This window comes from Latilactobacillus parafuchuensis (assembly GCF_055271665.1).
The window spans coordinates 1,723,804-1,749,350 of record NZ_CM143875.1; the positions used below are offsets into that span (position 1 = coordinate 1,723,804).

Here is a 25,547-nt window from a genome sequence, read left to right on the forward strand (position 1 = left end):
TTAAGGTAGATTTTACGTGAGTAAGTAAATGAATGGAGGCCCACAATGGCTGATAAAAGAGATTATTACGAAGTCCTAGGCATTTCACGCGATGCCTCGGACGCCGACATTAAAAAGGCTTATCGTAGCCTTTCTAAGAAGTATCACCCAGATATCAATAAGGCCCCAGATGCAGAAGCTAAGTTTAAAGAAGTCACTGAGGCTTATGAGGCCTTGAGTGATCCGCAAAAAAGAGCCGCTTATGATCAATACGGTCATGCTGGTATGGATCAAGGTTTTGGCGGCGGTGGCGCCGGTCAAGGCTTTGGTGGATTCGGTGGCGAACAAGGCTTCGGCGGCGGTGGCTTTGAAGACATCTTTAGCCAATTCTTTGGTGGTGGCGGCGGTGGTCGTCAACAACCGAATGCTCCTCGTCAAGGGTCAGATTTACAATACCGGATGGATTTGAAATTCAAAGAAGCAATTTTTGGGAAAGAAACAAAAGTGTCCTATAATCGCGAAGCAGAATGTCATACCTGTCATGGTTCTGGTGCTAAACCTGGAACGAGCGCGGAGACGTGCCATAAATGTCACGGTGCGGGTCAAATTCAAGTTGAACGCCAAACACCACTTGGTCGTATGATGTCACGCGAAACGTGTGATGTCTGCGGTGGGACTGGTAAAGAAATTAAAGAAAAATGTACCACTTGTCGTGGGACCGGTCGTGAAGACGAACGCCATACCGTTAAAGTGACGGTGCCAGCAGGTGTTGAAGATGGTCAACAAATGCGTCTTCAAGGTCAAGGCGAAGCCGGCACGAACGGTGGCCCTTATGGGGACTTGTTCATCGTTTTCCGGGTTGAACCTAGCAAGGAATTCGAACGGGATGGTGCTCAGATTTATGTCGAAGTGCCAATCACGTTTGCACAAGCCGCTTTAGGCGATGAAATTGAAGTCAATACGGTTCATGGTCCAGTTAAACTGAAGATTCCAAGCGGCACGCAAACCCATACGTCCTTTAGATTACGGGGCAAAGGGGTGCCTAAGTTACACGGTAACGGCAATGGCGATCAAAATGTGACCGTTAAAGTCGTGACACCGGATAACTTAAATGCGAAACAACGTGATGCGCTTAAAGCGTTCGCAGTTGCGAGTGGCGATTCCGTTAATCCGCAAGACAGTAATTTGTTTGATAAGATTCTAAATAAGAAACATAAAAAATAAGCGGTGTCAGTCATCGTTTATTAATGAAGGTCAAATTAAAACCCGTTATTATCCAAGAAATCTGGATAATAACGGGTTTTGTTTTGGTTAGCAATCGATTAGTGTTTTTGACCTTGTTGACTGTGACGATAACCGTAAGTGAAGTAGATGATGAGGCCAATCACGAGCCAAACGGCGAAGACCATCCAAGTCACGGCTTGCAATTGCGTCATCAAGAGCACGCATAATAGACAAGAAACGATTGGTAATACGGGGTAGAGTGGGACTTTGAAACCGGTTGGTAATTCTGAATAGAATGGCATTTTACGTAAGAAAACAATGCCGAGTGAAACCGTCGCAAAAGCGAATAGTGTCCCGATATTAACCAGTTCGGTAATTTTATCGAGTGGGACGACCATCGCAATCACGCTGGTAATCACGGCAAAAATCCAAGTATTCGCAACTGGGACGTGAGTTTTCGGACTAACTTTTGCAAAAATGGCGGGTAATAGACCATCCCGACTAATTGCAAAGATTAATCGGCTGCCACCGTAAGACATGACCAGTAGAACGGTGGTCATACCAGCCACGGCGCCTAAAGCCACGACACCGGCAATCCAATTTTGGTGCATGAATTGAAGGGCGAACGCAACCGGATCACCGACGTTCAGTTTCGTGTAATGGACGACACCGACTAAGACGGCTGCCACGGCAGCATATAACAGTGACGCAATTCCTAATGACGCGATAATCCCAATCGGCATATTCCGTTGGGGATTGATGACTTCTTCAGAGGCCGTTGAAACGGCGTCAAAGCCAATGTAAGCATAGAAAGCGAACGCAGCCCCTGATAGGACGCCAGCGCCACCATAGGGCAGGAATGGTCGATAATTAGCGGGTTTGATATAAAAGACGGCGACCCCGATGAAAATGGCGATCACGATAATTTTAACCCCAACCATGATGGTATTGATGCGAGTTGATTCTTGGAGTCCGTTTGACAGTAAGAAACCAATGATTAAAATAATTAAACCAGCGACTAGATTGATACTCACTGGTTGGCCTGGTGTCCAAGCCGTTGAAATCATTTTAGGGAGATGAATGCCAAAACCGGCAATTAAATTTTGGAAATAAGCGGACCAACTCACCGCAACAGAGGCGACCGCGAAGAGGTATTCAGAAATGAGCGCCCAACCGAGTAACCATGCGATCAGTTCGCCAAAAACGGTGTAGGCGTATGTATAGGCGCTACCAGCGAGCGGAATCGTTGACGCGAATTCGGAATAACAAAGAGCGGCTAGCGAACAGACGACTGCGGCTAATAGGTAAGAGAGCATCGCACCGGGGCCGGCGTATTTAGCGGCGACAATCCCAGGTGTGATAAAAATCCCAGCCCCGACGACGGCACCCACGCCCATGGCAGTTAGGCCAAAAGCGGTCAGATGACGTTCCAACGGACTGTTTTTGAATTGTTCAGGATTAATCTGTTTCTTAGTGAATAATGAATGATTTCCCATAGTAAACTCCTTATGAAAATGATTAAATTTTAATTAGTTAATTTTAATCGTTTTAGGGGTTAATCGTCAAGCTTAATTTTCAGAAAATTATAAAAATAGTGGTAGTATGCAGCCATAACGTGCTTCTCAAGTAGCCTTTTCCGGTTAACTACAAAATCAGCGTTATGATTCAGAGTACAAATCATAACGCTGATTTTTAGGTTAATGCTCAGTTGCTACCCGCAACTCAACACACTTACTTGGTTACTTTAAATTAAATTCCAATGGCGGAGGCCTTCGATAATGCCGCCTTCGGTATTTTTGCTGGTGATGTATTGGGCTTGAGCTTTTGCCGCTTCAATACCGTTGCCCATCGCAGTGGGGTGATCAACGTAGGCGAGCATTGGGATGTCGTTGGGGCCATCACCAAAGGCATAGGTTGGAATGCCGGCTAAACCTTGTGATTCGATTAAGCGTTGAATCCCAGTTTGTTTCGAACCACCGAATTCGACAGTATCAATTGAATAAGGCCCGTTGCGGTAGAAAGTTAAGTCTTGGTTTAACGGGTTGGTGTAAGCTAAATCGTTTTGTTTGGTGAGAATCAATAACATGTAGATTGGATTATTTAAATAGTAGTCAGCGTCAACTGTTGGAACTGGCGCATTGACGAAATCGTAAGCTTCTTGCGTCGTGGTTGTGACGTTGGTGATCCGAATCTCTTTTTTATCGTAAAAAGCAATTGCTTCATCAGCAGCCTTAGCCGTCGCAACGGTTTGTTGAATCACGTCAGTCGGAATCGTCCCTTGATAGATGGGTTGGCCTTCAAATTGGATGTAGCTCCCGTTTAACGTAATGAAAGAATCAATGCCGGTTTTCGCTAAGGCGTCTTTGATTTCAATTGGTGAACGGCCCGTTGAGATAATCGGTAAATACTGATTTGCACGCAATTGGCGAACCGCGATTGCGACGGCTTCGTCAACCGTCGATTGTTCGTTGTAAAGTGTGCCATCTAAATCAAAAAATACAAGTCCTTTATAAGTCAAAATAAATAGCCTCCTAATGTAATGGGTATCTAAATATGCTAGCATGCTTATCAGGGGGATGCAAACTGGAATCGGCAATTCTTAAAATTTATGGACTATTTTGTGAAGATTATTAATTATACGGTATAATATAGTTATAACTTGAAAGAGAAGGAATTCAAATGAAAATATTAATGGTTGAGGATAATAAATCCGTATCAGAAATGATGAGCATGTTCTTCTTAAAGGAACAATGGGATGCTCATTTTGCATACGATGGTAACGAAGCCGTTGAACAGTTTAGTGCTGATCCAATGAGTTGGGATATCATTACGTTAGATTTGAATTTACCGGGTCTTGATGGCATGCAAGTCGCTCAAAAGATTCGCCAACTGTCTAAAACGGTGCCGATTATTATGTTGACGGCGCGCGATTCAGAAAGTGATCAAGTCTTAGGGCTCGAATTAGGTGCCGACGATTACGTCACGAAGCCGTTCAGTCCGATTACGTTAATTGCGCGGATTAAGGCGTTGCACCGTCGCGCCGAATTGGTTGAAGAACAGATTGAAGCTGACGAACAGGTTGAAGAAGCTGCTAACAGTGATTATGATGTTCAAACCGATCACTTTAAGATGAGTTCTAAAACGCGTGAAGCGTATCTGTTTGATGAACCCGTCTTAGATTTAACGCCGAAAGAATTTGATTTATTAAAAACACTCGCTAAAAATCCGCGGCAGGTCTTTTCCCGCGAACAACTCCTAGAATTGGTTTGGGACTATCAATATTTTGGTGATGAACGGACAGTCGATGCCCACATCAAGAAACTGCGCCAAAAAATTGAAAAGGTTGGTCCCCAAGTCATCCAAACCGTCTGGGGTGTTGGTTACAAATTTGATGATTCTGAAGTGAAACGTTAATGAAATTAATTTATCAATGGATGCTGGCCTTTTTTGGGGTGATTATGACGACCATTGTGATTGTTGGGATTGCTTTTACGCAATATTCAACGAAAACGGCCTACAATAACACTTGGGACCAACTAGAAGGGTACGCATCGGTCATTGAACGTGAAGCCTTTAAACAGGGGTCACAAGCAACTTTGTCGAAGCAATTTATTGATGACGGACGCGCGATTTTGTCGCAACAACACGTCAGCTTTAATTTCTTCAATGCCCAAAATGAAATGGTTTATCCAACACCGGACGCCAATGTTTCGGTCAAGAAGAAGTATTGGAAACACCTTAAGAACGGACAAGTCCAACGTTTAAGTATGAGTAGCGATGCCCGTCAATTTAATACGACCCAGGAACAACTGGTGGTCTTTAAACCGGTTTTCTACAACAATAAGTTGATTTACGTGATTGGGGTCGCCTCCTCATTACAGAATGTCAAATCTAGTCTAGTGACGATGCGTAAAAATCTATTGATTGCCTTTTTACTGTCAACCATCGGTGGGATTTTACTCAGTTATATTCTGGCTCGTTATCAAATTTCACGAATTAATCGGTTGCGGAACGCGACTCATTTGGTTGCTGAAGGGGACTTTGACGTCCAAATTGAAAATCCGGGTAAGGACGAATTAGATGATTTAGCCACTGATTTTAATGAAATGGTACAATCGTTGAATGAATCCGAAGTCGAGATTAAGCGCCAAGAAGATCGACGTCGTCAGTTTATGGCCGATGCCGCCCATGAAATGCGGACGCCGTTAACGACGGTCAAGGGCTTATTGGAAGGGTTGCAATACGACGCGATTCCTGAAGAAATGCGTGAGAAGAGTATTACGTTGATGCAAAATGAAACCAACCGTTTAATTCGCTTAGTCAATGAAAATTTAGATTATGAAAAGATTCGCACCAACCAAATTAAATTGAATCAACAACGATTTGATGCGGTGGATGCTTTGCAGAATATTCAGGAACAATTACAGAAAAAAGCCGCTGAATCGGGCGATGCGTTAGTGATTGACGCGCTTGAAAAAGTGCCAATCTACGCGGATTATGACCGCTTTGTGCAAGTCATGTTTAACATCATTCAAAATGCGATTCAGTTTACAGCGGACGGTCAGATTACCATTACGGCGAAAGAAGGTTTCCACGAAACCATCCTAACCGTTAGTGATACCGGGATTGGCATGACAGATGAACAATTAAAGAATATTTGGGAACGTTACTACAAGGCCGATCCTTCCCGCAAAAATACGAAATACGGGGAATCCGGTTTAGGGTTAGCGATTGTTCACCAACTCGTCCAACTGCATAAAGGGACGATTGAGGTTCAAAGCCAGCCAGATCAAGGGACGACGTTTACGTTAACTTTTCCAGATGAAATGATTGAAGAAGAACAATAAAAAGCCAATGTCAATTCCTGAGAATGGTTTAAGTATGCTATCCTAAAAGTAAACGATGACTCATTTGAGGGGGATAATCATGGCTAATGATGATTTAAAATTAGATCAAAAAGAATTCGCAAAGATGATTGCTAGTTCACATCAAGTTTCGGACGAACTCGATCCAGAAACCATTGTCAAACGTAAATTGACCATTTATTTAACGGCCTATTATTTAGCCGAAAAGTTTAATGACCTGCAAGCACAATCATTAAATGGTGAAAAGCCGAGTAATCAAGACTATCAACAGCTGTTAAAACAATTACAAGAAACTAAATTTGGTGATTGGTGAACAGCTATTCAAGCATCCAACTGATAAACCAGTTGGGTGTTTTTTGTTGGCTTGCAAAAACAAGCCATGACAGAACTCAATTGATGAGTTTTGGCGCGCGTCGAAGCATAATATTCAGTTAATATCAGAATGCTAAGACCTATAGTCTCTTTTTTGTAAGCCAACAAAAAAGTGTTCTTTTGACGTCTTTTTTGGTTCAAGCGATTGAAAATGACGGTCAGTCTTAGTATGCTTAGCACTAACAATGCGTTTTAGACGAGGAGGATTCCAAAATGACGGTCGATTATTTAATAGAAGATGCTATTCGCCAATCACTGACTTTTTTTCAAGAAATCACCATCAAGTCAGTGGTTGATTCGACGAATCAAATCGCAAAAGAAAGCTTGCAGCAGGAACAATCAACGCCTAGCGTGATTATTGCCGATCAACAGACAGCGGGCTACGGACGCTTGACGCGCACCTTTTATTCGCCTTCAGAGACGGGAATCTATATGAGTATTGCGCTACCAATGACGTTAGATGAGGAAACAACGTTATTGACCCCCATGAGTGCCGTGGCCGTCAATCGGGCAATTAAAAAGGTTTGTCAGATTGATACTCAGATTAAATGGGTCAATGATCTTTATTATCAAGGCAAAAAAGTCGTGGGTATATTAGCAGAATCAATCATTAATCGGGGTGTCGTGATTGGAATTGGAATCAATTTTAAGGCTGATTCGCAATTACTGAGGACAGTCCAAAAGGCGGGGGCTTTGTTACCTGAAGATAGTTTAGTGACGCGCAATCAATTGATTAATCAAATCTTAATTGAATTTGAACGGCTATTACCAATTTATCAGCAGAAACAATTCATGGATGAGTATCGGCAGCATTCATTATTATTGAATAAAAACGTCATTTTACGCTTGAATGAACAGACGACTATTGAGGGTCGAGTAGCAGGTATTAGTGATAAGGGCGAGTTAATTTTATTAAAAGCCAATCAGCAGTTGCAAAGGTTTAACGCTGGTGAGATTGAGCGGGTGTTAGCATGGTAAATCATAAACGATTAGTGGGCCTGATTATCAGCGCACAAATGGCCGTCCTATTGGCGATTAGTGCGCAATTAACGATTCCAATCGCATTTGTGCCATTGACGTTGCAAACATTGATGGTCGGGATTATTGCAACGTTGCTACCGTTTAAGCTATCAGGTATTAGTATCGCAATTTACCAATTTCTAGGGTTAGTGGGATTCCCAGTCTTTTCCGGTGGGCAGACGGGGATTGCGGTTATTTTGGGCCCCACTGGCGGTTATATTTGGGGATTCTATGGGTATTGTTGGCTAGCCCATTGGTTGTTAGCGAATAAGTCGCAGCCAAAATTGAGTACCATTTTAGTCGTTAATACTATTGCTAGTTTAGGTCAATTATTAATTGGCACCGCGTGGTTAACGGTCGGACAGCATCTCAGTCTCGAACAAGGGCTGTTAGCCGGTTTGCTACCGTTTATTATCCCAGCGCTGTTAAAAATTTTAATCGTCGGCTTGATTAGTCAGCCTTTATTGCAGTTTACTAATCGGTATGCTTGGTAGGAAAGCCAGTGATGACTTTAGTGAAGCGTCAACAAGATATTCTTGTTGGCGTTTTTTTTGAATTGGTTTTTAAGTGTTCTTCCTTTTAAAAGCGCTTTCAAAAGAACTTCCGACAAGCTATGATAATGACAGGAATTCCAAATATCAATTAAAAAATAAAGTAAAGAAGGTTAAGAAATGCTACTAACAATTATTGCGTATGCCATGATTATTGTCTTTATGTACATCATTATGAAGAAAAAAATGTCACCTTTTACAGCATTAGTTATTATTCCATTAATCTTTGCCATTATCGCTATGTTAACAGGGGTCGCTAAAAAAGGGAGTTTAGGCGACTTTGTATTAGAGGGAATTAAAACCACCGCTAATACGGGGATTATGTTATTATTTGCGATTTTGTATTTCTCAATTATGTTAGATGCCGGATTGTTTGATCCAATCACTAAGAAGATGATCTATTTTGCTAAAGGTGATCCGATGAAGGTCTTGATTGCTACCGCAGTCGTTGCAGCCACCGTTTCGTTGAATGGTGATGGGACCACGACGACCTTGATTTGTTGTTCAGCTTTTATTCCAATCTATAAAAAATTAAATATGAAACTCATGAATTTAGGCGTGTTAGTTATTTTACAGAACACGATTATGAACTTACTGCCATGGGGTGGTCCAACGGCCAGAGCAATGGCCGTTTTAAACGTCGATGCGAGTATTTTAGCCTATCTATTACCAGGGATGATTTTGGCGCTCGCTTACGTGATTTTCTACGTGGCTCCACACATGGGACGACAAGAACGTAAACGGTTAGGGGTTAAAAAATTAACCGATGCAGAAATCGAAGAAATGACAGCCGTTACTGATCCAGAAGTTCAGAAAATGAGACGACCACAAAATTTTGCTTTTAATGGTTTATTGACGATTTTATTGATTGCTTGGTTAGTTGCTGGTTCATTCATTCCCGCCATCGAAATGCCACCACTCTTATTATTCTTGGTCGGGACTTGTATTGCCTTGATGGTTAATTACCCATCATTAAAGGATCAATCAAAACGAATTGGTGAAAATGGTGGTGACGCCGTCCAAGTTGTTATCCTCGTTTTTGCTGCCGGGGTCTTCATGGGCCTTTTCCAAGGGACCGGGATGGCAGAAGCATTAGCACATAGTTTTACCCAAATTATTCCGCACCAATTAGCCGGTTTCTGGGGATTAGTGATTGCCGCCATTTCCGCACCAGGCGCGTTCTTTATTTCAAATGACGGTTTCTACTTTGGGGTACTACCCGTTTTAGCGCAAGCTGGTCGCGCATACGGGTTCACCAATATGCAAATGGCGTTAGCGTCATTAATGGGACAAGCATTCCATCTATTAAGCCCATTAGTCGCCTTCATCTATTTGTTACTTCGATTAACCGGTTTAGACATGGGGCAATGGCAAAAAGAAGCCGCTAAATACGCTTTAGGGGTGTTTGTGATTTTTGTCGTCACGATTATTTTGTCAGGCCACATGCCACTCTATATTCCGCAATAAAAATGAGACAGGAAAAGAACAATCTAGTGTTCAAAAGAGGCTTATAGTAAGAAGCGGGGGTGATAAAGGGATGTTTAATTTATTTAAAAAACGAACGCAAGAAGTGGCACCGCCAATTGTTAAAGAACAAGTGGTTGAACAGTGGCAGGCTGTACCACAGTATGTCGCAGTTGATCCGCGAGATTATCCACAAGTCACCGTGATTGCTGCGAGCCTTGCGAGCGGTTCGGCAACGAATAGTCAGTTCAACTTGAAACGGCTATTGATTGCTAATCCAGAAGCGAAACGGGTGGGAATCATTGTGAGCAGTTTGATGGCGACACAAACCCAACAACAATATGTGATTCGATCCATTAAAAAAAGAGTGAACGGAGAATAGAGATGCTAAGAAAATTCAAAATTACAATCGACGGTCAAGAATATTTAGTCGAAATGGAAGAAATTGGGGGCACGCCGGTACCAACCGGGACGCCGAACGTTGTGCCAACTAGCGCACCAGTCGCACCAGTTGCTGAAGTCGCTACACCTGCACCAACGCCAGCGGCACCCGTAGCCGTTACTGCTGATACGATGATGGCACCAATGCCAGGAACGGTGCTCAAGTTATTAGTCGCTGAAGGCGAACAAGTCACTGAAAATCAACCATTACTGATTTTAGAAGCGATGAAGATGGAAAATGAAATTGTTGCCGATAAGGCGGGAACCGTCGGTCAGATTTTTGTTGATCGGAATCAAGCAATCAATGCAGGCGATGCATTAATTAGCATTCAATAGGGGGGCTTAGCGTGGAAACCTTAATTCAAGGGATTACAAGTATTTCAATGGGCCAAATCGTGATGATGCTAATTGGCTGTTTGTTAATGTATTTAGGGATTAAAAAAGAATATGAACCGACATTATTAGTACCGATGGGGTTAGGGACGTTGTTGGTGAATTTCCCTGGCAGTGGGGTCTTAACCCAAGTTGTGGGGACGACTAAGACAGAAGGGGTCTTAGACGTTTTATTTAACGCTGGGATTAATACGGAGCTCTTCCCATTACTGATTTTTATCGGGATCGGCGCGATGATTGATTTCGGTCCGCTATTACAAAATCCATTCATGCTTTTATTCGGGGCAGCTGCTCAATTTGGGATTTTCTTTACCGTCATTATTGCCGTACTGTTTGGTTTTGATATCAAAGAAGCGGCTTCAATCGGGATTATCGGCGCTGCCGATGGTCCAACCGCCATCTTCGTTTCCAATCAACTGGCACCCAAGTTACTAGGGGCGATTACCGTCGCCGCGTATTCCTACATGGCGTTAGTACCGATCATTCAACCGTTGGCGATTAAAGCTGTGACGACTAAAAAAGAACGTCAGATTAGAATGACTTATAAATCTGAAAATGTTTCAAAAACAACTAAGATTGTTTTCCCAATTATTATTACGGTATTGGCCGGGTTTATTGCGCCAATTTCGTTACCGTTAGTTGGGTTCCTAATGTTTGGCAATCTGTTACGTGAATGTGGGGTACTCGATCGACTATCCGCAACTGCTCAAAACGAACTGGTGAACATCGTCAGTATTCTGTTAGGACTAACGATTTCAGTTAAAATGCAAGCGGATCTATTTTTAAACGTGCAAACCTTAATGATTATCGCTTTTGGATTAGTTGCGTTCATTATGGATTCAGTTGGTGGCGTGTTGTTTGCCAAATTGTTGAATGTATTCCGTAAAGAGAAAATTAATCCAATGATTGGGGCTGCTGGTATTTCAGCTTTTCCGATGTCGAGTCGTGTGATTCAAAAAATGGCTTCTGAAGAAGACCCTAAGAATTTTGTATTGATGTACGCTGTTGGTGCGAACGTTTCCGGTCAAATTGCGTCAGTCATTGCTGGCGGCTTACTATTATCGTTTTTTAGTTAAAGGAGGACCTGTAAGATGTGGACTAATTTAGAAACAGCTTTCGAGTTAATGCTCTTCGGGATGGGCGGCGTCTTTTTAGTACTATTCGTGCTCTTCTTGACGGCTAAGTTATTGATCAAATTTTTACCGGTGAAATAAGCGATGATGCTTAAAAGAATCTGGTTAGGGCTGAATCAAACTGAAACGCAACAATGGCAAGCCTTATTAGAACAAGCCGGCTTAGCAGTTGATTGGCAGGTTGATTATACGATTGGGTTATTCGAAAATAAACAATTAATCGCAACCGGTTCGGTGTATGCCAATATTATTAAATGCGTGGCTGTCAGCAATCAGCAACAATCGCAAAACTTGTTAACGCAAGTCGTGCAGGCGTTATTAGATGATTTAGAAGCGAATCAACAAACGCATAGTTTTGTTTATACGAAACCGGGCACGGCTGATTATTTTACGGCGCTGGGTTTTAAAGCCATTGTCACAACCAAACAAGTGATTGTCCTAGAGCGAGGTTTCCCTAATTTAAATGATTACCGGCAACAATTACGGCAGGCGAAACAGGCCGGTCAACGAATCGGGGCAATTGTGCTGAATGCCAATCCGTTAACAATCGGGCACGAACATTTGATTCAGACAGCGGTCCAAGCGAGTGATCACCTCTATCTCTTTGTCGTTTCAGAAGAGCGCTCGTTATTTTCTGCGCAAGAACGATTGGCGATGGTTCAACAAATCGCGAATAAATATATGAACGTCACTGTGTTACCCACGAATCAATATCTTGTTTCTAGCATGACGTTTCCAAACTACTTTTTAAAAGATCGTGCTGATCAAAACCTAGCGCGCGTGCAAGCCGAGGTGGATGCGACGTTATTTGCGAAAGTCATCGCACCAGAATTGGCGATTACAACGCGCTGGGTCGGGGAAGAACCCCTATCACCAGTGACGGCAATTTATAATCAACAAATGGCACACGTTTTTGGGACAGCGATTCAATTACAGATTATTCCGCGACTCGCAATCGCTGGTCAAGTTGTTAGTGCGACCAGGGTCCGGACGGCGATTAAGGCCCAGGATTGGTCGCAAGTCGCGCAATTAGTCCCAAAAGAGATTTATCCAATTGTGAAAGGAAGTATCGATGATGGAATTAAAACAAATCGCAACGGCCGGCACCATGGAATCTAGTGATTTAATGATTACATTAAGTCCTAATGAAACGGGTTTGGTCATTGACTTGCAAAGTAATGTTGAAAAACAATTTGGCCAACATATTCGGGCGTTAATCACAGAAATGTTGACGAAATTTGACTTAACGAATGTCACTGTGAGCGCTGTTGATAAAGGCGCTTTGGATTGTACGATTAAAGCGAGAACCGTCGTTGCAATCTACCGGGGTCTTGGTAAGACTGATTATGATTGGAAGGAGATTAACGCATGGATCGCTTAAGAAGAACGATGATGTTCGTACCAGGGGCTAATCCAGCCATGTTACGGGATGCAATTTTGTACGGTGCCGACTCAATTATGTTTGATTTAGAAGACGCTGTTTCGATGAAGGAAAAGGATTCAGCGCGGCTGTTGGTCTATAGCGCACTGAAAACATTTGACTACCGTAGCGTTGAAACAGTTGTCCGAATCAACGAACTCAATAGTGGTGGCAAACAAGATATTGAAGCGATGATTTTGGGTGGCATCAATGTGATTCGTTTACCTAAAACCGAAACTGCTGAAGATATTAAAGCCGTTGATGCCACGATTACCGAAGTGGAGACGCGTTATCAATTGCCAATCGGCACTACTAAAATGATGGCCGCGATTGAATCTGCAGAAGGGGTATTGAATGCCCGCGAAATTGCGACCGCCTCTGATCGGATGATTGGGATTGCCCTAGGTGCTGAAGACTATGTGACGAGTCAAAAGACCCGCCGTTATCCGGATGGACAAGAACTATTCTTTGCTCGAAATTATATTCTACACGCTGCTCGGGCTGCCGGGATTGCAGCCATTGATACCGTCTATTCGGATGTTGACAATGAAGCCGGTTTAAAACGAGAAGCTGCCTTAATTAAACAGTTAGGGTTTGACGGAAAATCAGTGATTAATCCGCGCCAAATTCCGATTATTAATGCGATTTATGCGCCAACCGAATCAGAAATTCAAAATGCTAAAGAAGTTTTAGCCGCGATTCAAGAAGCCGAAGCCAAAGGGTCAGGTGTGATTGCGATTAACGGTAAAATGGTCGATAAACCAATTGTTGAACGCGCCTATCGCGTACTCGCAATGGCAAAGGCTGCTAATATGGAGGTCGAATAATGGTTGTTAATAAAGTGGGCCGTGAGATTCCTAAACAATATGCAGATCAATATGGCGTCTATGCTGGTGAAGAAGCGAATCTTGCCGATTATCAACTGGCGACCAAACAAGTTCATCCGGTTAAACCTCGCGATAATAAACAATTAGCGTCCATTCATGACGCGATTGTGCAAACGGGTTTAAAAGATGGGATGACGATTTCGTTCCATCATCATTTTAGAGAAGGCGACTATGTGATGAACATGGTTTTAGCTGAAATTGCACGAATGGGCATTAAGAATATTTCGATTGCGCCTAGCTCGATTGCTAACGTTCATGCACCTTTGATTGATTATATTAAACAAGGCGTTGTGACCAACATTACCTCAAGTGGGTTGCGCGATAAAGTCGGGGCTGCCATTTCAGAAGGCATCTTAGCGAATCCAGTCGTCATTCGGTCACACGGTGGCCGGGCAAGAGCGATTGTCCGGGGTGATATTCATATTGATGTTGCTTTTCTAGGTGCACCTAGTTCAGATGAATACGGTAATGTGAATGGGACCAAGGGCAAAGCGACTTGTGGATCCCTGGGTTATGCGATGGTTGATGCGCAATATGCCGATCAAGTCGTCGTCATTACGGATAGTTTAGTGCCATATCCGAATACACCAATCAGTATTCCGCAAACGTTAGTCGATTATGTGGTCGTGGTTGATGCAATCGGTGATCCAGAAGGGATTGCTAAAGGGGCAACCCGATTCACCAAAAATCCTAAAGAGTTATTAATTGCTGAATACGCCGCTAAAATGATTACGGGTTCCGCTTATTTTAAGAATGGTTTCTCATTCCAAACCGGGACCGGTGGCGCCGCATTAGCAGTTACCCGTTTCTTGAAAGAAGCGATGATTGAAAATAATATTAAGGCCAGTTTCGTATTAGGCGGAATTACCAATGCCATGGCTGACTTATTGACAGATGGTTTGGTTGAAAAAATTATTGATGTGCAAGATTTTGACCATCCTTCAGCGATTTCGTTAGGGAATAATCCTGATCACTATGAGATTGATGCGAATATGTATGCCTCACCGTTAAGCAAAGGGGCTGTGATTAACCAGCTAGACGTTGCAATATTATCGGCCTTAGAAGTGGATACCGATTTTAATGTCAATGTGATTACCGGTTCTGACGGCGTTTTAAGAGGGGCTTCCGGTGGACATTCGGACACTAGTGCTGCTTGTAAAATGAGTATGGTGATTGCCCCCGTTGTTCGGGGGAGAATCCCAACGATTGTGGATCAGGTCACGACAGTTGTGACACCAGGCAGCAGTGTTGATGTCGTGGTGACTGAATTAGGGGTTGCCATTAATCCACAACGAACTGATTTAATTGACATGTTTAAAGCGAGTCGAATTCCCCAAGTCACGATTGAAGAATTGAAGACGAAAGCTTACCAAATTACTGGCGAACCCGCACCAATCCAATATGGTGATCAGACGGTTGCGTTGATTGAATATCGGGATGGCACGCTAATCGATGTGGTCAAAAATGTCTGAATTAAGCTATTTGACGGGACCGGAAATTACGTTAGTCGAGATGCTAAGTGCACGAGAACAAAGAGTCATGACGCAACAAACATTATTAAAACGGCATCCAGAGATGACGCTAGTCACCGCGACTTTAAGAATTCCGGGACCCATTAAAACAAGTGTTAGCCTGCAAGCATTGATGATTCAATTGAAGGGTCAGTTGCAAACTAATTATCAAGTTGAATTGGTCGAACAAAGGACTAATTTAACGGCCATCACGGGACCCGAGTTATATTTTGTGCTGGCTAAAGATGCTCAGTTAGTCAAACAAGAAATGATATCACTTGAAGCCCAACCGGGTTTTTATCAATTATGTGATTTGGATGTTTTGATTGATGAAGCGGGTGAATTAAGGCAAGTTAACCGCGAGCGTCTCCAGTTAGCTAGACGGCAATGTTTGGTTTGTGGGCAAGACGCCAAAGTTTGTAGTCGTTCGCGCCAACATGGTTTGTCAGAAGTTCAAACAGTGATTGACGGTATTATTGAAGAGGAGGTGCTAGCCAATGAATAATCAAAAAGTAGCTTTTACGGAAACCGTGCTACGTGATGGTCAGCAAAGTTTAATTGCCACTAGAATGCCGATTGCAGATATGCTCCCCATTTTGAAGACGATGGATCAAGTCGGCTATCACGCTTTAGAGGTTTGGGGTGGGGCCACGTTTGATGCTTGTATTCGCTATTTAAACGAGGATCCGTGGGAACGATTACGCCAAATCCGTAAACAAGCACCCCATACTAAATTACAAATGCTATTACGGGGTCAAAATATCTTAGGTTACAAAAATTATGCGGATGACGTTGTGACGGCGTTTATTCAGCAATCAATTGCAAATGGGATTGACATTATTCGTCTGTTTGATGCGCTGAACGATACCCGTAATTTAAAAACCGCATTAAACGCGACCAAGCAATACGGTGGACATGCACAGATGACGATTGCGTATACGACGAGTGATTACCATACGGTTGATTACTATGTTACTTTGGCCAAAGAAATGGCTGATATGGGCGCTGATTCGCTTTGCATTAAGGATATGGCGGGTATTTTAACGCCACAAACGGCTTATGATCTAGTGTCTAGAATTAAAGCAGCGATTGCAATCCCGCTTGAGGTGCATACTCATGCGACTAGCGGGATTGCTGAAATGACTTATTTAAAGGCCATCGAAGCGGGGGCGGATATCATTGATACCGCGATTTCACCTTTTGCGGGTGGGACCAGTCAACCCGCCACGGAATCCATGCAGATTGCATTGCAAAATTTAGGTTATACGGTCGATTTAGATCAAACTAAATTAAACGAAATTGCGGATTATTTTGCGCCGATTCGGGATCGTTTTCGACAGGACGGCTTGTTGAATCCTAAAGTCAAAGATGTTCAACCTAAAGCGCTTGTCTACCAAGTGCCAGGGGGGATGTTATCGAATCTATTGGCACAACTAAAAGCCCAGAATTTAGAATCGGCGTACAGTGATGTTCTGGAAGAAATTCCGAAGGTGCGAGCAGATTTAGGCTATCCGCCATTAGTGACCCCGCTTTCCCAGATGGTTGGGACACAAGCGTTAATGAACATTATTAGTGGCGAACGTTATCAAATTATTCCAAACGAGATTAAGGATTACGTCAAGGGCCTCTATGGTCGACCACCGGTACCGATTCAAGCCGCGATCACAACTAAAATTATCGGGGATCAACAACCGATTACCCAACGGCCGGCAGATTTATTAGCACCTCAATTGCCTGATTTTGAAAAGGCCAGCCAACCGTACGCTAAAGGGGTTGAGGACGTACTAATGTACGCGCTATTCCCTGAACAGGCGCGTGATTTTCAAGGCCGCCGGGAGGACCGGTTCTATGATGTACCGGTTCAAACCGTCCAAGTGGCTTTAACGCCAGAGTTTTAAGAGGTTAAAAAATAAAAAATTTAATAGTCAGCCACTAATCTGGCTGACTATTTGGTATAATTGTGCAAAATGACTGAAGGGGTGTTTTGCATGAATTTAGTAGTGAGCGCAGTGGCTAAAAATCTAGATTTATCACAAAATCAACCAATCAAAGAATTAGTATACGAAGCTTTTCGGAAAACGATTATCTTGGGGGATATTCCAGCCGGGGAACGGATTAATGAAAAGAACTTTTCCGAATCAATGAATATTAGTCGTACGCCAATTCGCTATGCTTTAAGACGTTTAGCAGATGAGGAATTAGTGATTCGAAAACCGGGTGTTGGTGTGATTGTTAAAGGGATTTCAATCAAGGATGCCTATGAAATTTATGCCATTCGCAAAGAATTAGACGCGTTAGCAACTCGACAAGCGATGCTCATCATGACTGATGCGGATTTTAAAGCCTTACATCAACTATTATTGACGACGAATCAATTAAATGAAGTTAACGATGTGGAAGCCGTCTTAAGAAAGTTCTCAGAGTTTAATCAGATGATTTATGATAAAAGTCAAATGTATCGGTTGAAATCAATCGTGACGAAACTGCAAGAATATTTAATCTATTTTAGAGATATTTGTATTAAAGATAAAAGCCGTCGAGATTCTGCACTTCAAGAACATTGGTTATTGTATCGGGGGATGGTTAATCAGGATATTGATCAGATTAATTTAATTACACACGAGCATTTAGACCATTCGTTGGAATTTATCGTTAAAGAGATGAGGGAACATCACCTTGAATGACCAATTACGACAAACAGCACAAATTGCACGGCAATCATTAATCGAAGAGGTGACGCTAGCGCCCAAGCCGGGGTTAGTCGATCCAGTCTCAGTGGGTGCACATACTGATATGGATCATCAACTATTTCTAACCAGTATTGAAGCACTCAGCCCGTATTTAGAACAGTATATTAATCTCGGTTATGCGAGTCAGTCTGACCAACAATTATTTGCTGAATTACGGACGGTTGGGCAACAAGCTGAACAGGCGATGTTGACTGCAACTCACCAGGTTAACACCCATAAGGGGGCTAATTTTTCGTATGCGTTCATATTAGGGGCACTAGGCAGAGCCTACCAGCAATGGTCACTAACCCAGTTGATTACAGCAGAGTTTGCGCCAGTTTTTGAGATTATTCAGGGGATGACAACCGGTTTAGTGTCGCGTGATTTTCAGAATTTGGCGACCAAAACGAAGCTGAGCTACGGGGAACAATTGTACGTTGATTACGGCTTAACGGGTATTCGTGGTGAAGCAGAAGCCGGCTATCCTAGCTTAAGGTTGCTGGTTTTACCACTTTTAAGAGGCTCATCAACTAAATTAAATGAAACCCAACGATTGCAGTTGATGTTAAAGTTAATGGCCAACGTTCAGGATATGAATTTAATCCATCGTGGTGGGATTGAAGCTTGGCAACAGGTTAAAGCGACTGCGACAAACTTATTGACGCAAGATTATCCAACTGATCTTAGTTTTAAACAAGCGTTACAACTTTTTGACCAACAATTAATCAACAAAAATCTAAGCCCAGGCGGGACAGCTGATTTATTGGCATTGGGGATTTTCTTTGATTTATTAAACCAAAGTCATTAGTCAAGAATAGCTTAAAGGCGTTAGCAATCCGAATTAATGGGATTGCTAACGCCTTTTTGATTTGATGACATTTAACTGACCACTTGATCCTGAAAGTTTTTAAAAATGGTTTGTTGATTGGTGGTTAGAATCAGAACAATCGCGTATTGTTCAGCGATTTGTTTCAGGTCGACTAATAATTGGCGGGCCGTTGTCGGAGTCAATTCGTCGAGATAATCAGCTAGAATGAACAATTGATGGTGGCCCAATAAACCGCGGACCAGTTGAATCCATAATTGTTGAATCGGTTTTAATTGTGCGCCGGGGGTTGTTTTGAAGTGTTTAATGTGTTGATTAATGAGCGATTCAAAAGGTTTTAGATTTTGATGTGGTTTCATCAAAAGGTTATCCCAACCGGTTAGGAAGGGAATAATTTTAGGATGCTGATAATCAATGATATAGGGTTTTTCAGGGGTCTGAAAAGTGGCACTGTGGACGTCAGCAGTGGTTGCGAAATAGAGTTTACCAGTTTCTAAGGGTTGTTTATTTAACATTTAAATCACATCCCGATGTTGTTTTTGTTTAGTATGGTGAATCATGATTATGATGACGCCGATTACTGGGATTAGCAAGGCTAATCCTGGTTGCCAGACTTGGCGTAAGACTTTGTTGGATAGTGTTTGTTTAGCGCTGTCGTGGAGCACTGGATTAATTAAGGAATCACTACTGAAATCGGTTAAATGATTCTTGAAAAGGGGGTTAAAAGCGTTTGGTTGCCGTTGAACGGTTTGCAGGGGGCGTTGTAGAAAATGTTGGTTGACGGCTTCCAAAAACTGCCAATATTGATCATTGAATAAAGCGCCGAGGATAATAATCGTCAGTAGGGCGAGTGCGATGACTAATAACGCTGTCATAAAATAATAACTGCTAATTTTAACGGTCGACCAGTTGGCACTCATAAAAGTTAACATATCTTGTTTTAACCATTTTAAAAGATAATAACTGAAAAAGAGGGCGCAGCAGACGCCGATTAGGAGTAGCGACCAATAGATTAATTGATAGGTTTTAATCAAATCTAAATTAGCGTGGAGTAGCTTGGTTAATAATTGATTAGCGGAATAACGCGCTTCGGAGGAGAAATTGGCGAGTTGGGTTTTCAATTGACTTAAATTGTGCTGGCCTAAACTAATCAGACCGAGCAGTAAGCCAATGATACCAAAGAAAAAGCAGTTAAATAAATAAAGACTGAGCGCGCTTTTTCGATAATAGTGAATATTCGCCAAAATAGATTTGATGAAAAACATGCTGCCACCTCCTGATATTCTCTAGTTTAAAGCCTAAGTGTGAAAAAAATATGAACTATGTGGTAAAAATTAGAGTGCAACTCATCACGGGAGATTCCGAGCATTAGCCTAGTCCGGTGAATAAAGACCGGTTAGGCTTTGTTTGCCGGACGTCGCTAAGCACATTAAAAAAGCGCCGCATCATCCGTTAATTGGACGACACGACGCTAGGTTTAATTGGAACTACTGGAACTGCTACTACTACTTTCTTTAAGGGCTTTACTCTTTGGGACTTCGGTTAAATCTGATTTATCCGTGGCGAGTTCAGGCGCGTCCGTTTTGAAAAGGTTCGCGGTTGTCTGATTACCATTCTGAGAGAAAAGACTGGTTGATTTAGAGCCGAGTTGATTTTTAATATCAATTAATTGTTGATAACCCGATTGATAATTAAAATTACTAGGATCAACGGGTTTGAAGCCATCAGGCGTGTAGAAACGCAAGAGGTTCTTCTCGTTGACATCATCAGATAGACTTAATTCGTGGGTGACTTGTTTTTGCCAAGTCGCAACTTGTTTTTTAAGTTTGGCAGATGGCATAGTGACTTCGGTGCCATCGCTATTCTTATAAATTGTCCCATCTAGAACGGTGTAGTCAGGGGTGACGAAGTTATGATTCCGGAAAGCGACGACTTGATCGTGATCACTCGACATTAAATCGGTTCCGAATTGAATATAGTTGGTCGTATCGACCCCGAGAAGATGCAGAATCGTTGGTAGTGCATCAATTTCACCACCATATTGGGTTTGAATGCCACCTTTGAGGCCCTTCATATTGATCATGAACGGTACCCGTTGGAGTTGCGCATTATCGTAATCGCCCCAGGTATCGGGATCGCGGCCAAGAACGCTCAGTAGGGATTTATTATCCGAATTAGAGAGGCCATAGTGATCACCGTATAAGACAATCATTGAATTGTCGTAAAGGCCGGAAGATTTCAGATAATTAAAGAATTCTTCCAAGGATTGATCGAGATAGTGGGCGGTCGCGAAATAGTTATTGACGGCCGTATTCTCGGTCGTTGCACGCGGGAAGTCACCGTCTTTTTCCGGTAATGGGAATGGAAAATGATTGGTGACGGTAATGAACTTCGCGTAGAACGGTTGTTGCATTTGTTCGAGATATTTAATCGATTCACCGAACAATAATTTATCTTTTAAGCCGTATTGTAAAACGTTGTCGGGACTGGTATTAAAGTAACTAGAATCAAAGAAATAATTATAACCAAAATTTTTATAGACGTTGTTGCGGTTCCAGAAGCTTCCGACGTTGCCGTGGAAAACGGCGCTAGTATAATCACCATTTTGCTTCAGAATCGAAGGCGCTGCTTGGAAGGTGTTGTCCGAACCTAAGGTAGTGAAGACCGATCCTTGGGGGAGTCCGTAGACACTGGTTTCCATCATATTTTCGGCATCACTGGTCTTACCTTGGCCGACTTGATGGAAGAAGTTGCTAAAACTTAACGTATTTTGATCATGATAGAGACTATTTAAAAACGGTGTGACTTCTTGACCTTCGAACTTATAATCAATCAAGAATTGTTGGAAACTTTCCAAATGAATCACAATCACGTTTTTGCCTTTAGCGACCCCCTCGTAGCTAGCGTTAGGGGCGGCGTAATGTTCTTTAATAAAGTTTTTGACTGGTTCTAAATCGTAACTTTCAGCCTGTGCGCGCACTTGGTTGTTTTGCGTGGTTTTAACCGCATCGTAAACGGTGAACGTATCGATTCCCAAATATTTAACGATGTAATTGCGGTCAAACGTTCGTGATAGGAGTTGGGGCCGATCCATTTCGCTAATACTTAAGTTAATCCCGAACAGTAAGACAGCGATTGAGGTGATGCTGAACGCCCAGCGTTTCGAGAAGCGCCGTTGGTCGATTTTAATCACTTTGAATAATAATAATAAGGCCAAGATGATAATATCAAGCCAATAAAGCGCATCGTGCCAACTCATCAGCGCTAGCGAACTTTTGCTGAGTCCCGCGGAAACTTTCGAATAGCCTAGAATCGTATTAATCGTCATGTAATCGGTGAATTGACGGTAATAGATGACGTTAAAATAAAGTAACGCGGTGTTAGCGCCGTAAATGATTAGCCCAACCCAGTAACTCAGATGGGGTTGACGAATATAGAGGAGAATACCGATCACTAAAAGCGTTGTCGAAAATGGGTTACAGATTAGAATTAACGTCTGCAGCAGATTGCTGGAGGCCAGATTAAAATCGGTAAAATATGCGAAGAGGGTTTTAATCCAAAATAAAAAGACTAGTAACGTTAAGAAGCCTAATTTAGTCGCTAGAAATTGTTTGATTTTTGCAAGTTTCAAGAAGCGTAACATCCTTTCCAGGAAAGACGAATATAAAGATAAAGTAATCAATATTGCTCTATTCTACCGCGTGGCGCGGGTGAGCGCAAACCAACCCGGCAGTTTAAATAGAAACTTAAAGTTTTCTAAAGCTAATTAGTCGCGTTTTGAAAAGAGTTGCGCGTAACGTGGATTTGGTTTTTCGGGGGTTAAAACGTGTTGATAGACGGCCTGTAACTCATGACCAATCTCAGTGATACTCTTTGATTCAGCGGTTTGATAGCCTTGTTTAGTTAAGTCAGGAACTGATTGTTCAACAATTGCGCGAATTAAGTTTGTGAATTCAGTGTTGTCGTGGCCCATGTAACAGTTTTGACGATCCGTTAACCAACCTTGATAAACTGGGATATCGCGGACTAAGACGTTTTGATGACTCGCGAGGGCTTCTAAGACGACAATCCCTTCAGTTTCTTCATAAGATGGGAAGAAGAAGAGGTCGGCACCGGTGTAAGCCCCTTTTAAAACGTCACCTTTAATGTAGCCGGGGAAGATGACGTTTGCCGGATGATCGGTTTGAACAATCTTACGGATGTTGCGTGGAATGCTGTACAACGGGACATCGCCAAACCAAATAAAGGTATAGTCAGGCATGTGACGCGCAACTTCGACAAAATCTAATAGTCCTTTGCGTTTGAAGAAGAGACCGACGCAAATCACGACTTTTTGTTCTGGTTTTAAATCGAAATAATCACGGAAGGCCGTTTCACGTTCCGTGACTGGTTGGTAATTCGCTAAATCAATGCCGTTTGAAATCGGCGCAATCGGCACGGTTAAACCATATTGTAATAGGAGTTGTTTCGCGTATGGCGTGGGGGTAATCAGGTGGTCAGCTCGGCGGTAAAGGCTCACCAAGTATTTCTTAACCAAAGGGGCGAGTTGATTAGAACCGATGAAGGAGTTTTTGAAATCTTCTTCAGTTGAATGGGCGTGATAAATCACGGGTTTATGCAACCGCCGAGCGCGTCGAATCATCCGCCGACTGTTGAGACCATAAGTGTTAATATGTAAAATATCATAATTGTCATCTTTAGCATCCAAGGTAAATTCAATGCCCATTTCAGTTAGTGCGCGTTTTTGGTGGTCCAATGCCCGACCAATGCCGGACTTGGCTAATAATTTTTCACTTTCGAAGTACAATAGAACTTTCATGTTGGCACTCCCTTAGAACGTATTAGGATTATTATAGCATAGCTGATTTAGAATCTGTTCGGGCTAAAGTCGGGCAAAATGGGTCAATTTTTAAGATTCGGTATAGTTCTAATCTAAATTCGTTACTTGGCCACATAAAATGGTTATAATGAATTTAAAGAATGAAACTTAATGAACATAAAAAGCAGGTTAGTTTAGATAGTGAGGTTAGCGGTTGTTATTTTTAGGTGGTTTTTATCAACAAATTATTTTGCCCTGGGCGCAGCAGTTTAATCATTTGCCATTAGTGAAGTTAATGGTTGAAAGTCTTGATAAGACAATTTTATATTGTCTGATTTATTTAGCGTGTCGACTAGTGTATTGTTTAGTGAAACGCTGGTCAACTAGTATCCGCGAAGAGCTACACCGGTTTGTCTTTGTCTTTTATGTCTGTTTACTAGTGTCATTGACCGTTTTACGGCATATTTATTATCCATGGCAACTGCAACTCTACGTTAATCGGCCGTTAAGTCAGATTAATTTAACACCCTTTGTTGAAACTTTAAAATTACGGCAAGCACCAGCTCAACTGGATTACTGGTATAACTTATATGGTAATGTTTTATGGTTTATCCCGTTTGGTTGGTTAAAATCAAGTTTAACTAAAAAACCGCATTCTGCTTTTAAAGTCATCTGCCAAGGGGCCTTATTATCGTTAGGCATCGAATCCGCCCAATTCATTTTAGGAACTGGATTGGCCGACATCGATGATTTAATTTTTAATACGATAGGCGCAATTATCGGTGTTATTTTATATCAGAGCGTTAATCGTCTAAAAAAGCGATAAATCAAGTGGGTTTATCGTTTTTTTTTGAAAAAAATTTAAGTTAGACGTCATTTATATGTAATCGCCATCATAGTCGATGCTATTGGATTCTGATTGGTATACCGGTTCGAAACCGCTTCAATGGTGCCGTTTTCGTACTAGAAATTCTAAAAAAATGTCTGTATAATGGATTCTTGTACTTTAAGAGAAGAAGAGGAATTTAGATATGGCTATTTTAATTGCATTAATCCCCGCAGTTGCATGGGGGAGTATCGGATTATTAAGTGGTAAATTAGGTGGCAATGCTTATCAACAAACTTTAGGGATGACAATTGGTGCGCTGGTTTTTGGAATCGGTACCTTTTTATTCCTACATCCCGTTTTAGATGCTAAAACAATGATTGTCGGGATTATTTCAGGGCTCTTCTGGAGTGTCGGTCAAGGCCAACAATTCCAATCGATGCAAGCCATGGGCGTTTCTAAAACCGTGCCCATGTCAACTGGGATGCAGTTAGTTGTCAATACATTAGCTGGTGCTTTATTGTTCCACGAATGGAAAACAACCCATGATTTTATCTTTGGGATTTTTGCGTTAGTGATTTTAATCGCCGGTGCCACTTTAACGTCAATGAAAGATCCTAAGAGTAACTTGGCTGCTAAAGAAGACACACAATTGGCCCGTGGTTTTAGAGCATTGCTCATATCAACGGCTGGTTATGGTGGTTACACGATTATCGTTAACTGGGCTCACGTTGGCGCAACTGCGATTGTCTTCCCACAAGCAATTGGGATGTTTATTGGTGCTTTAGTCTTTGCTATTTTTGGCATTGGTAAAGCGGTTTACAGTAAGAAAACAGTGCTTAACATTAGTACTGGTTTGTTATGGGGTTTAGGTAATCTATTCATGTTGATTTCAATGAGTGATATTGGCTTAGCCATCAGTTATTCATTGTCACAATGTGGGATTATTATCTCAACCATTGGTAGTATCTTCTTATTAGGTGAACGTAAAACTAAAAAAGAAATGGTCTTCGTCACGATTGGCTGTCTATTAGTCATCGTGGGTGGGGTCACATTAGGTATGATGAAATAATTCGCGCTATGAGAG

27 protein-coding genes are annotated in these 25,547 nt (G+C 42.2%); 21 read left to right on the plus strand and 6 right to left on the minus strand.

Annotation, left to right across the window (positions count from 1 at the left end):
• The first annotated feature begins 45 nt into the window (after positions 1-45).
• Positions 46-1,203 (plus strand): molecular chaperone DnaJ, encoded by a 1,158-nt coding sequence (dnaJ, locus tag ACVPPQ_RS08480; protein ID WP_025082877.1) that lies wholly within the window; start codon positions 46-48, stop codon positions 1,201-1,203.
• A gap of 98 nt (positions 1,204-1,301) precedes the next feature.
• Here the strand turns inward: dnaJ and ACVPPQ_RS08485 are convergent, their stop codons facing one another.
• Positions 1,302-2,699 (minus strand): APC family permease, encoded by a 1,398-nt coding sequence (locus ACVPPQ_RS08485; RefSeq protein WP_413476347.1) that lies wholly within the window; start codon positions 2,697-2,699, stop codon positions 1,302-1,304.
• 248 nt (positions 2,700-2,947) lie between these two features.
• Complete coding sequence (locus tag ACVPPQ_RS08490) at positions 2,948-3,721, minus strand: Cof-type HAD-IIB family hydrolase (protein WP_413476346.1); 774 nt, start codon at positions 3,719-3,721, stop codon at positions 2,948-2,950.
• Positions 3,722-3,882: 161 nt separating this feature from the next.
• On the opposite strand from ACVPPQ_RS08490, the gene ACVPPQ_RS08495 reads away from it, so the two are divergent.
• From ACVPPQ_RS08495 to citG, 18 genes are all read left to right on the plus strand, one after another.
• Positions 3,883-4,617, plus strand: coding sequence for a response regulator transcription factor (locus ACVPPQ_RS08495; protein WP_025082880.1), 735 nt, complete (start codon positions 3,883-3,885; stop codon positions 4,615-4,617).
• Entirely contained in the window at positions 4,617-6,050 is a 1,434-nt protein-coding gene (locus tag ACVPPQ_RS08500; protein ID WP_413476345.1) for an ATP-binding protein, read from the plus strand. Before ACVPPQ_RS08495 ends, ACVPPQ_RS08500 begins: the two co-directional genes overlap by 1 nt.
• Positions 6,051-6,129: 79 nt before the next feature.
• Positions 6,130-6,381, plus strand: coding sequence for a hypothetical protein (locus ACVPPQ_RS08505; RefSeq protein WP_106482901.1), 252 nt, complete (start codon positions 6,130-6,132; stop codon positions 6,379-6,381).
• A 272-nt stretch (positions 6,382-6,653) separates the two neighbouring features.
• Positions 6,654-7,418, plus strand: a complete 765-nt coding sequence (locus ACVPPQ_RS08510) for a biotin--[acetyl-CoA-carboxylase] ligase (protein WP_463493996.1) — start codon at positions 6,654-6,656, stop codon at positions 7,416-7,418.
• Positions 7,412-7,954 carry a biotin transporter BioY gene (locus ACVPPQ_RS08515; protein WP_463493998.1) on the plus strand — a complete coding sequence of 181 codons (543 nt, stop codon included), beginning with the start codon at positions 7,412-7,414 and terminating at the stop codon, positions 7,952-7,954. The genes ACVPPQ_RS08510 and ACVPPQ_RS08515 overlap by 7 nt, the downstream gene beginning before the upstream one ends.
• A 177-nt stretch (positions 7,955-8,131) precedes the next feature.
• On the plus strand, positions 8,132-9,478 hold the full coding sequence (locus ACVPPQ_RS08520; RefSeq protein WP_025082883.1) for a CitMHS family transporter: 1,347 nt from the start codon (positions 8,132-8,134) through the stop codon (positions 9,476-9,478).
• Positions 9,479-9,548: 70 nt separating this feature from the next.
• On the plus strand, positions 9,549-9,857 hold the full coding sequence (locus ACVPPQ_RS08525; RefSeq protein WP_025082884.1) for a hypothetical protein: 309 nt from the start codon (positions 9,549-9,551) through the stop codon (positions 9,855-9,857).
• A 2-nt stretch (positions 9,858-9,859) separates the two neighbouring features.
• A complete protein-coding gene (locus tag ACVPPQ_RS08530) occupies positions 9,860-10,252 on the plus strand; it encodes an acetyl-CoA carboxylase biotin carboxyl carrier protein subunit (RefSeq protein ID WP_025082885.1) in 393 nt (130 codons plus the stop codon).
• 11 nt (positions 10,253-10,263) lie between these two features.
• Positions 10,264-11,385 carry a sodium ion-translocating decarboxylase subunit beta gene (locus tag ACVPPQ_RS08535; protein WP_025082886.1) on the plus strand — a complete coding sequence of 374 codons (1,122 nt, stop codon included), beginning with the start codon at positions 10,264-10,266 and terminating at the stop codon, positions 11,383-11,385.
• A gap of 15 nt (positions 11,386-11,400) precedes the next feature.
• Entirely contained in the window at positions 11,401-11,523 is a 123-nt protein-coding gene (locus tag ACVPPQ_RS08540; protein WP_035438956.1) for an OadG-related small transporter subunit, read from the plus strand.
• A gap of 6 nt (positions 11,524-11,529) precedes the next feature.
• On the plus strand, positions 11,530-12,561 hold the full coding sequence (gene citC / locus ACVPPQ_RS08545) for a [citrate (pro-3S)-lyase] ligase (RefSeq protein ID WP_463494002.1): 1,032 nt from the start codon (positions 11,530-11,532) through the stop codon (positions 12,559-12,561).
• Positions 12,518-12,823: a citrate lyase acyl carrier protein gene (gene citD, locus ACVPPQ_RS08550; protein ID WP_025082888.1), complete on the plus strand. Its 306-nt coding sequence runs from the start codon at positions 12,518-12,520 to the stop codon at positions 12,821-12,823. Before citC ends, citD begins: the two co-directional genes overlap by 44 nt.
• Positions 12,811-13,689: a citrate (pro-3S)-lyase subunit beta gene (gene citE, locus ACVPPQ_RS08555; RefSeq protein ID WP_463494004.1), complete on the plus strand. Its 879-nt coding sequence runs from the start codon at positions 12,811-12,813 to the stop codon at positions 13,687-13,689. The genes citD and citE overlap by 13 nt, the downstream gene beginning before the upstream one ends.
• Complete coding sequence (citF, locus tag ACVPPQ_RS08560) at positions 13,689-15,221, plus strand: citrate lyase subunit alpha (protein ID WP_025082890.1); 1,533 nt, start codon at positions 13,689-13,691, stop codon at positions 15,219-15,221. Before citE ends, citF begins: the two co-directional genes overlap by 1 nt.
• Positions 15,202-15,765: a citrate lyase holo-[acyl-carrier protein] synthase gene (gene citX, locus ACVPPQ_RS08565; protein WP_463494006.1), complete on the plus strand. Its 564-nt coding sequence runs from the start codon at positions 15,202-15,204 to the stop codon at positions 15,763-15,765. The genes citF and citX overlap by 20 nt, the downstream gene beginning before the upstream one ends.
• Positions 15,758-17,158 (plus strand): oxaloacetate decarboxylase subunit alpha, encoded by a 1,401-nt coding sequence (locus tag ACVPPQ_RS08570; RefSeq protein ID WP_413476344.1) that lies wholly within the window; start codon positions 15,758-15,760, stop codon positions 17,156-17,158. The genes citX and ACVPPQ_RS08570 overlap by 8 nt, the downstream gene beginning before the upstream one ends.
• 90 nt (positions 17,159-17,248) lie before the next feature.
• Positions 17,249-17,944 carry a GntR family transcriptional regulator gene (locus tag ACVPPQ_RS08575; RefSeq protein ID WP_413476343.1) on the plus strand — a complete coding sequence of 232 codons (696 nt, stop codon included), beginning with the start codon at positions 17,249-17,251 and terminating at the stop codon, positions 17,942-17,944.
• The gene (gene citG, locus ACVPPQ_RS08580; RefSeq protein WP_413476342.1) at positions 17,937-18,797 is read left to right on the plus strand and encodes a triphosphoribosyl-dephospho-CoA synthase CitG; all 861 of its coding nucleotides are present in this window, start codon (positions 17,937-17,939) and stop codon (positions 18,795-18,797) included. Before ACVPPQ_RS08575 ends, citG begins: the two co-directional genes overlap by 8 nt.
• 71 nt (positions 18,798-18,868) lie before the next feature.
• Here the strand turns inward: citG and ACVPPQ_RS08585 are convergent, their stop codons facing one another.
• The 4 genes from ACVPPQ_RS08585 to ACVPPQ_RS08600 all read right to left on the minus strand — a co-directional run bounded on the left by ACVPPQ_RS08585 (position 18,869) and on the right by ACVPPQ_RS08600 (position 23,634).
• Positions 18,869-19,330, minus strand: a complete 462-nt coding sequence (locus tag ACVPPQ_RS08585; RefSeq protein ID WP_413476341.1) for a hypothetical protein — start codon at positions 19,328-19,330, stop codon at positions 18,869-18,871.
• Positions 19,331-20,080, minus strand: a complete 750-nt coding sequence (locus tag ACVPPQ_RS08590; RefSeq protein ID WP_025082896.1) for a hypothetical protein — start codon at positions 20,078-20,080, stop codon at positions 19,331-19,333.
• A 212-nt stretch (positions 20,081-20,292) separates the two neighbouring features.
• Positions 20,293-22,458 carry an LTA synthase family protein gene (locus ACVPPQ_RS08595; RefSeq protein WP_463494010.1) on the minus strand — a complete coding sequence of 722 codons (2,166 nt, stop codon included), beginning with the start codon at positions 22,456-22,458 and terminating at the stop codon, positions 20,293-20,295.
• Between the two features lie 123 nt (positions 22,459-22,581).
• Entirely contained in the window at positions 22,582-23,634 is a 1,053-nt protein-coding gene (locus ACVPPQ_RS08600) for an LTA glycolipid anchor biosynthesis glycosyltransferase, IagA/BgsA family (protein WP_463494012.1), read from the minus strand.
• 214 nt (positions 23,635-23,848) lie between these two features.
• Here ACVPPQ_RS08600 and ACVPPQ_RS08605 point away from each other — a divergent pair, with 214 nt between their 5' ends.
• Complete coding sequence (locus ACVPPQ_RS08605) at positions 23,849-24,460, plus strand: VanZ family protein (protein ID WP_463494014.1); 612 nt, start codon at positions 23,849-23,851, stop codon at positions 24,458-24,460.
• 205 nt (positions 24,461-24,665) lie between these two features.
• Positions 24,666-25,532 carry a GRP family sugar transporter gene (locus ACVPPQ_RS08610; protein WP_056950466.1) on the plus strand — a complete coding sequence of 289 codons (867 nt, stop codon included), beginning with the start codon at positions 24,666-24,668 and terminating at the stop codon, positions 25,530-25,532.
• Positions 25,533-25,547 lie beyond the last annotated feature (15 nt).

Coding starts and splice junctions, on each gene's coding strand:
- dnaJ (WP_025082877.1), top strand. CDS start 46: ATGGCTGATAAAAGAGATTATTACGAAGTCCTAGGCATTTCACGCGAT.
- ACVPPQ_RS08485 (WP_413476347.1), bottom strand. CDS start 2,699: ATGGGAAATCATTCATTATTCACTAAGAAACAGATTAATCCTGAACAA.
- ACVPPQ_RS08495 (WP_025082880.1), top strand. CDS start 3,883: ATGAAAATATTAATGGTTGAGGATAATAAATCCGTATCAGAAATGATG.
- ACVPPQ_RS08500 (WP_413476345.1), top strand. CDS start 4,617: ATGAAATTAATTTATCAATGGATGCTGGCCTTTTTTGGGGTGATTATG.
- ACVPPQ_RS08505 (WP_106482901.1), top strand. CDS start 6,130: ATGGCTAATGATGATTTAAAATTAGATCAAAAAGAATTCGCAAAGATG.
- ACVPPQ_RS08510 (WP_463493996.1), top strand. CDS start 6,654: ATGACGGTCGATTATTTAATAGAAGATGCTATTCGCCAATCACTGACT.
- ACVPPQ_RS08515 (WP_463493998.1), top strand. CDS start 7,412: ATGGTAAATCATAAACGATTAGTGGGCCTGATTATCAGCGCACAAATG.
- ACVPPQ_RS08520 (WP_025082883.1), top strand. CDS start 8,132: ATGCTACTAACAATTATTGCGTATGCCATGATTATTGTCTTTATGTAC.
- ACVPPQ_RS08525 (WP_025082884.1), top strand. CDS start 9,549: ATGTTTAATTTATTTAAAAAACGAACGCAAGAAGTGGCACCGCCAATT.
- ACVPPQ_RS08530 (WP_025082885.1), top strand. CDS start 9,860: ATGCTAAGAAAATTCAAAATTACAATCGACGGTCAAGAATATTTAGTC.
- ACVPPQ_RS08540 (WP_035438956.1), top strand. CDS start 11,401: ATGTGGACTAATTTAGAAACAGCTTTCGAGTTAATGCTCTTCGGGATG.
- citC (WP_463494002.1), top strand. CDS start 11,530: ATGCTTAAAAGAATCTGGTTAGGGCTGAATCAAACTGAAACGCAACAA.
- citD (WP_025082888.1), top strand. CDS start 12,518: ATGGAATTAAAACAAATCGCAACGGCCGGCACCATGGAATCTAGTGAT.
- citE (WP_463494004.1), top strand. CDS start 12,811: ATGGATCGCTTAAGAAGAACGATGATGTTCGTACCAGGGGCTAATCCA.
- citF (WP_025082890.1), top strand. CDS start 13,689: ATGGTTGTTAATAAAGTGGGCCGTGAGATTCCTAAACAATATGCAGAT.
- citX (WP_463494006.1), top strand. CDS start 15,202: ATGTGGTCAAAAATGTCTGAATTAAGCTATTTGACGGGACCGGAAATT.
- ACVPPQ_RS08570 (WP_413476344.1), top strand. CDS start 15,758: ATGAATAATCAAAAAGTAGCTTTTACGGAAACCGTGCTACGTGATGGT.
- ACVPPQ_RS08575 (WP_413476343.1), top strand. CDS start 17,249: ATGAATTTAGTAGTGAGCGCAGTGGCTAAAAATCTAGATTTATCACAA.
- ACVPPQ_RS08585 (WP_413476341.1), bottom strand. CDS start 19,330: ATGTTAAATAAACAACCCTTAGAAACTGGTAAACTCTATTTCGCAACC.
- ACVPPQ_RS08590 (WP_025082896.1), bottom strand. CDS start 20,080: ATGTTTTTCATCAAATCTATTTTGGCGAATATTCACTATTATCGAAAA.
- ACVPPQ_RS08595 (WP_463494010.1), bottom strand. CDS start 22,458: ATGTTACGCTTCTTGAAACTTGCAAAAATCAAACAATTTCTAGCGACT.
- ACVPPQ_RS08600 (WP_463494012.1), bottom strand. CDS start 23,634: ATGAAAGTTCTATTGTACTTCGAAAGTGAAAAATTATTAGCCAAGTCC.
- ACVPPQ_RS08610 (WP_056950466.1), top strand. CDS start 24,666: ATGGCTATTTTAATTGCATTAATCCCCGCAGTTGCATGGGGGAGTATC.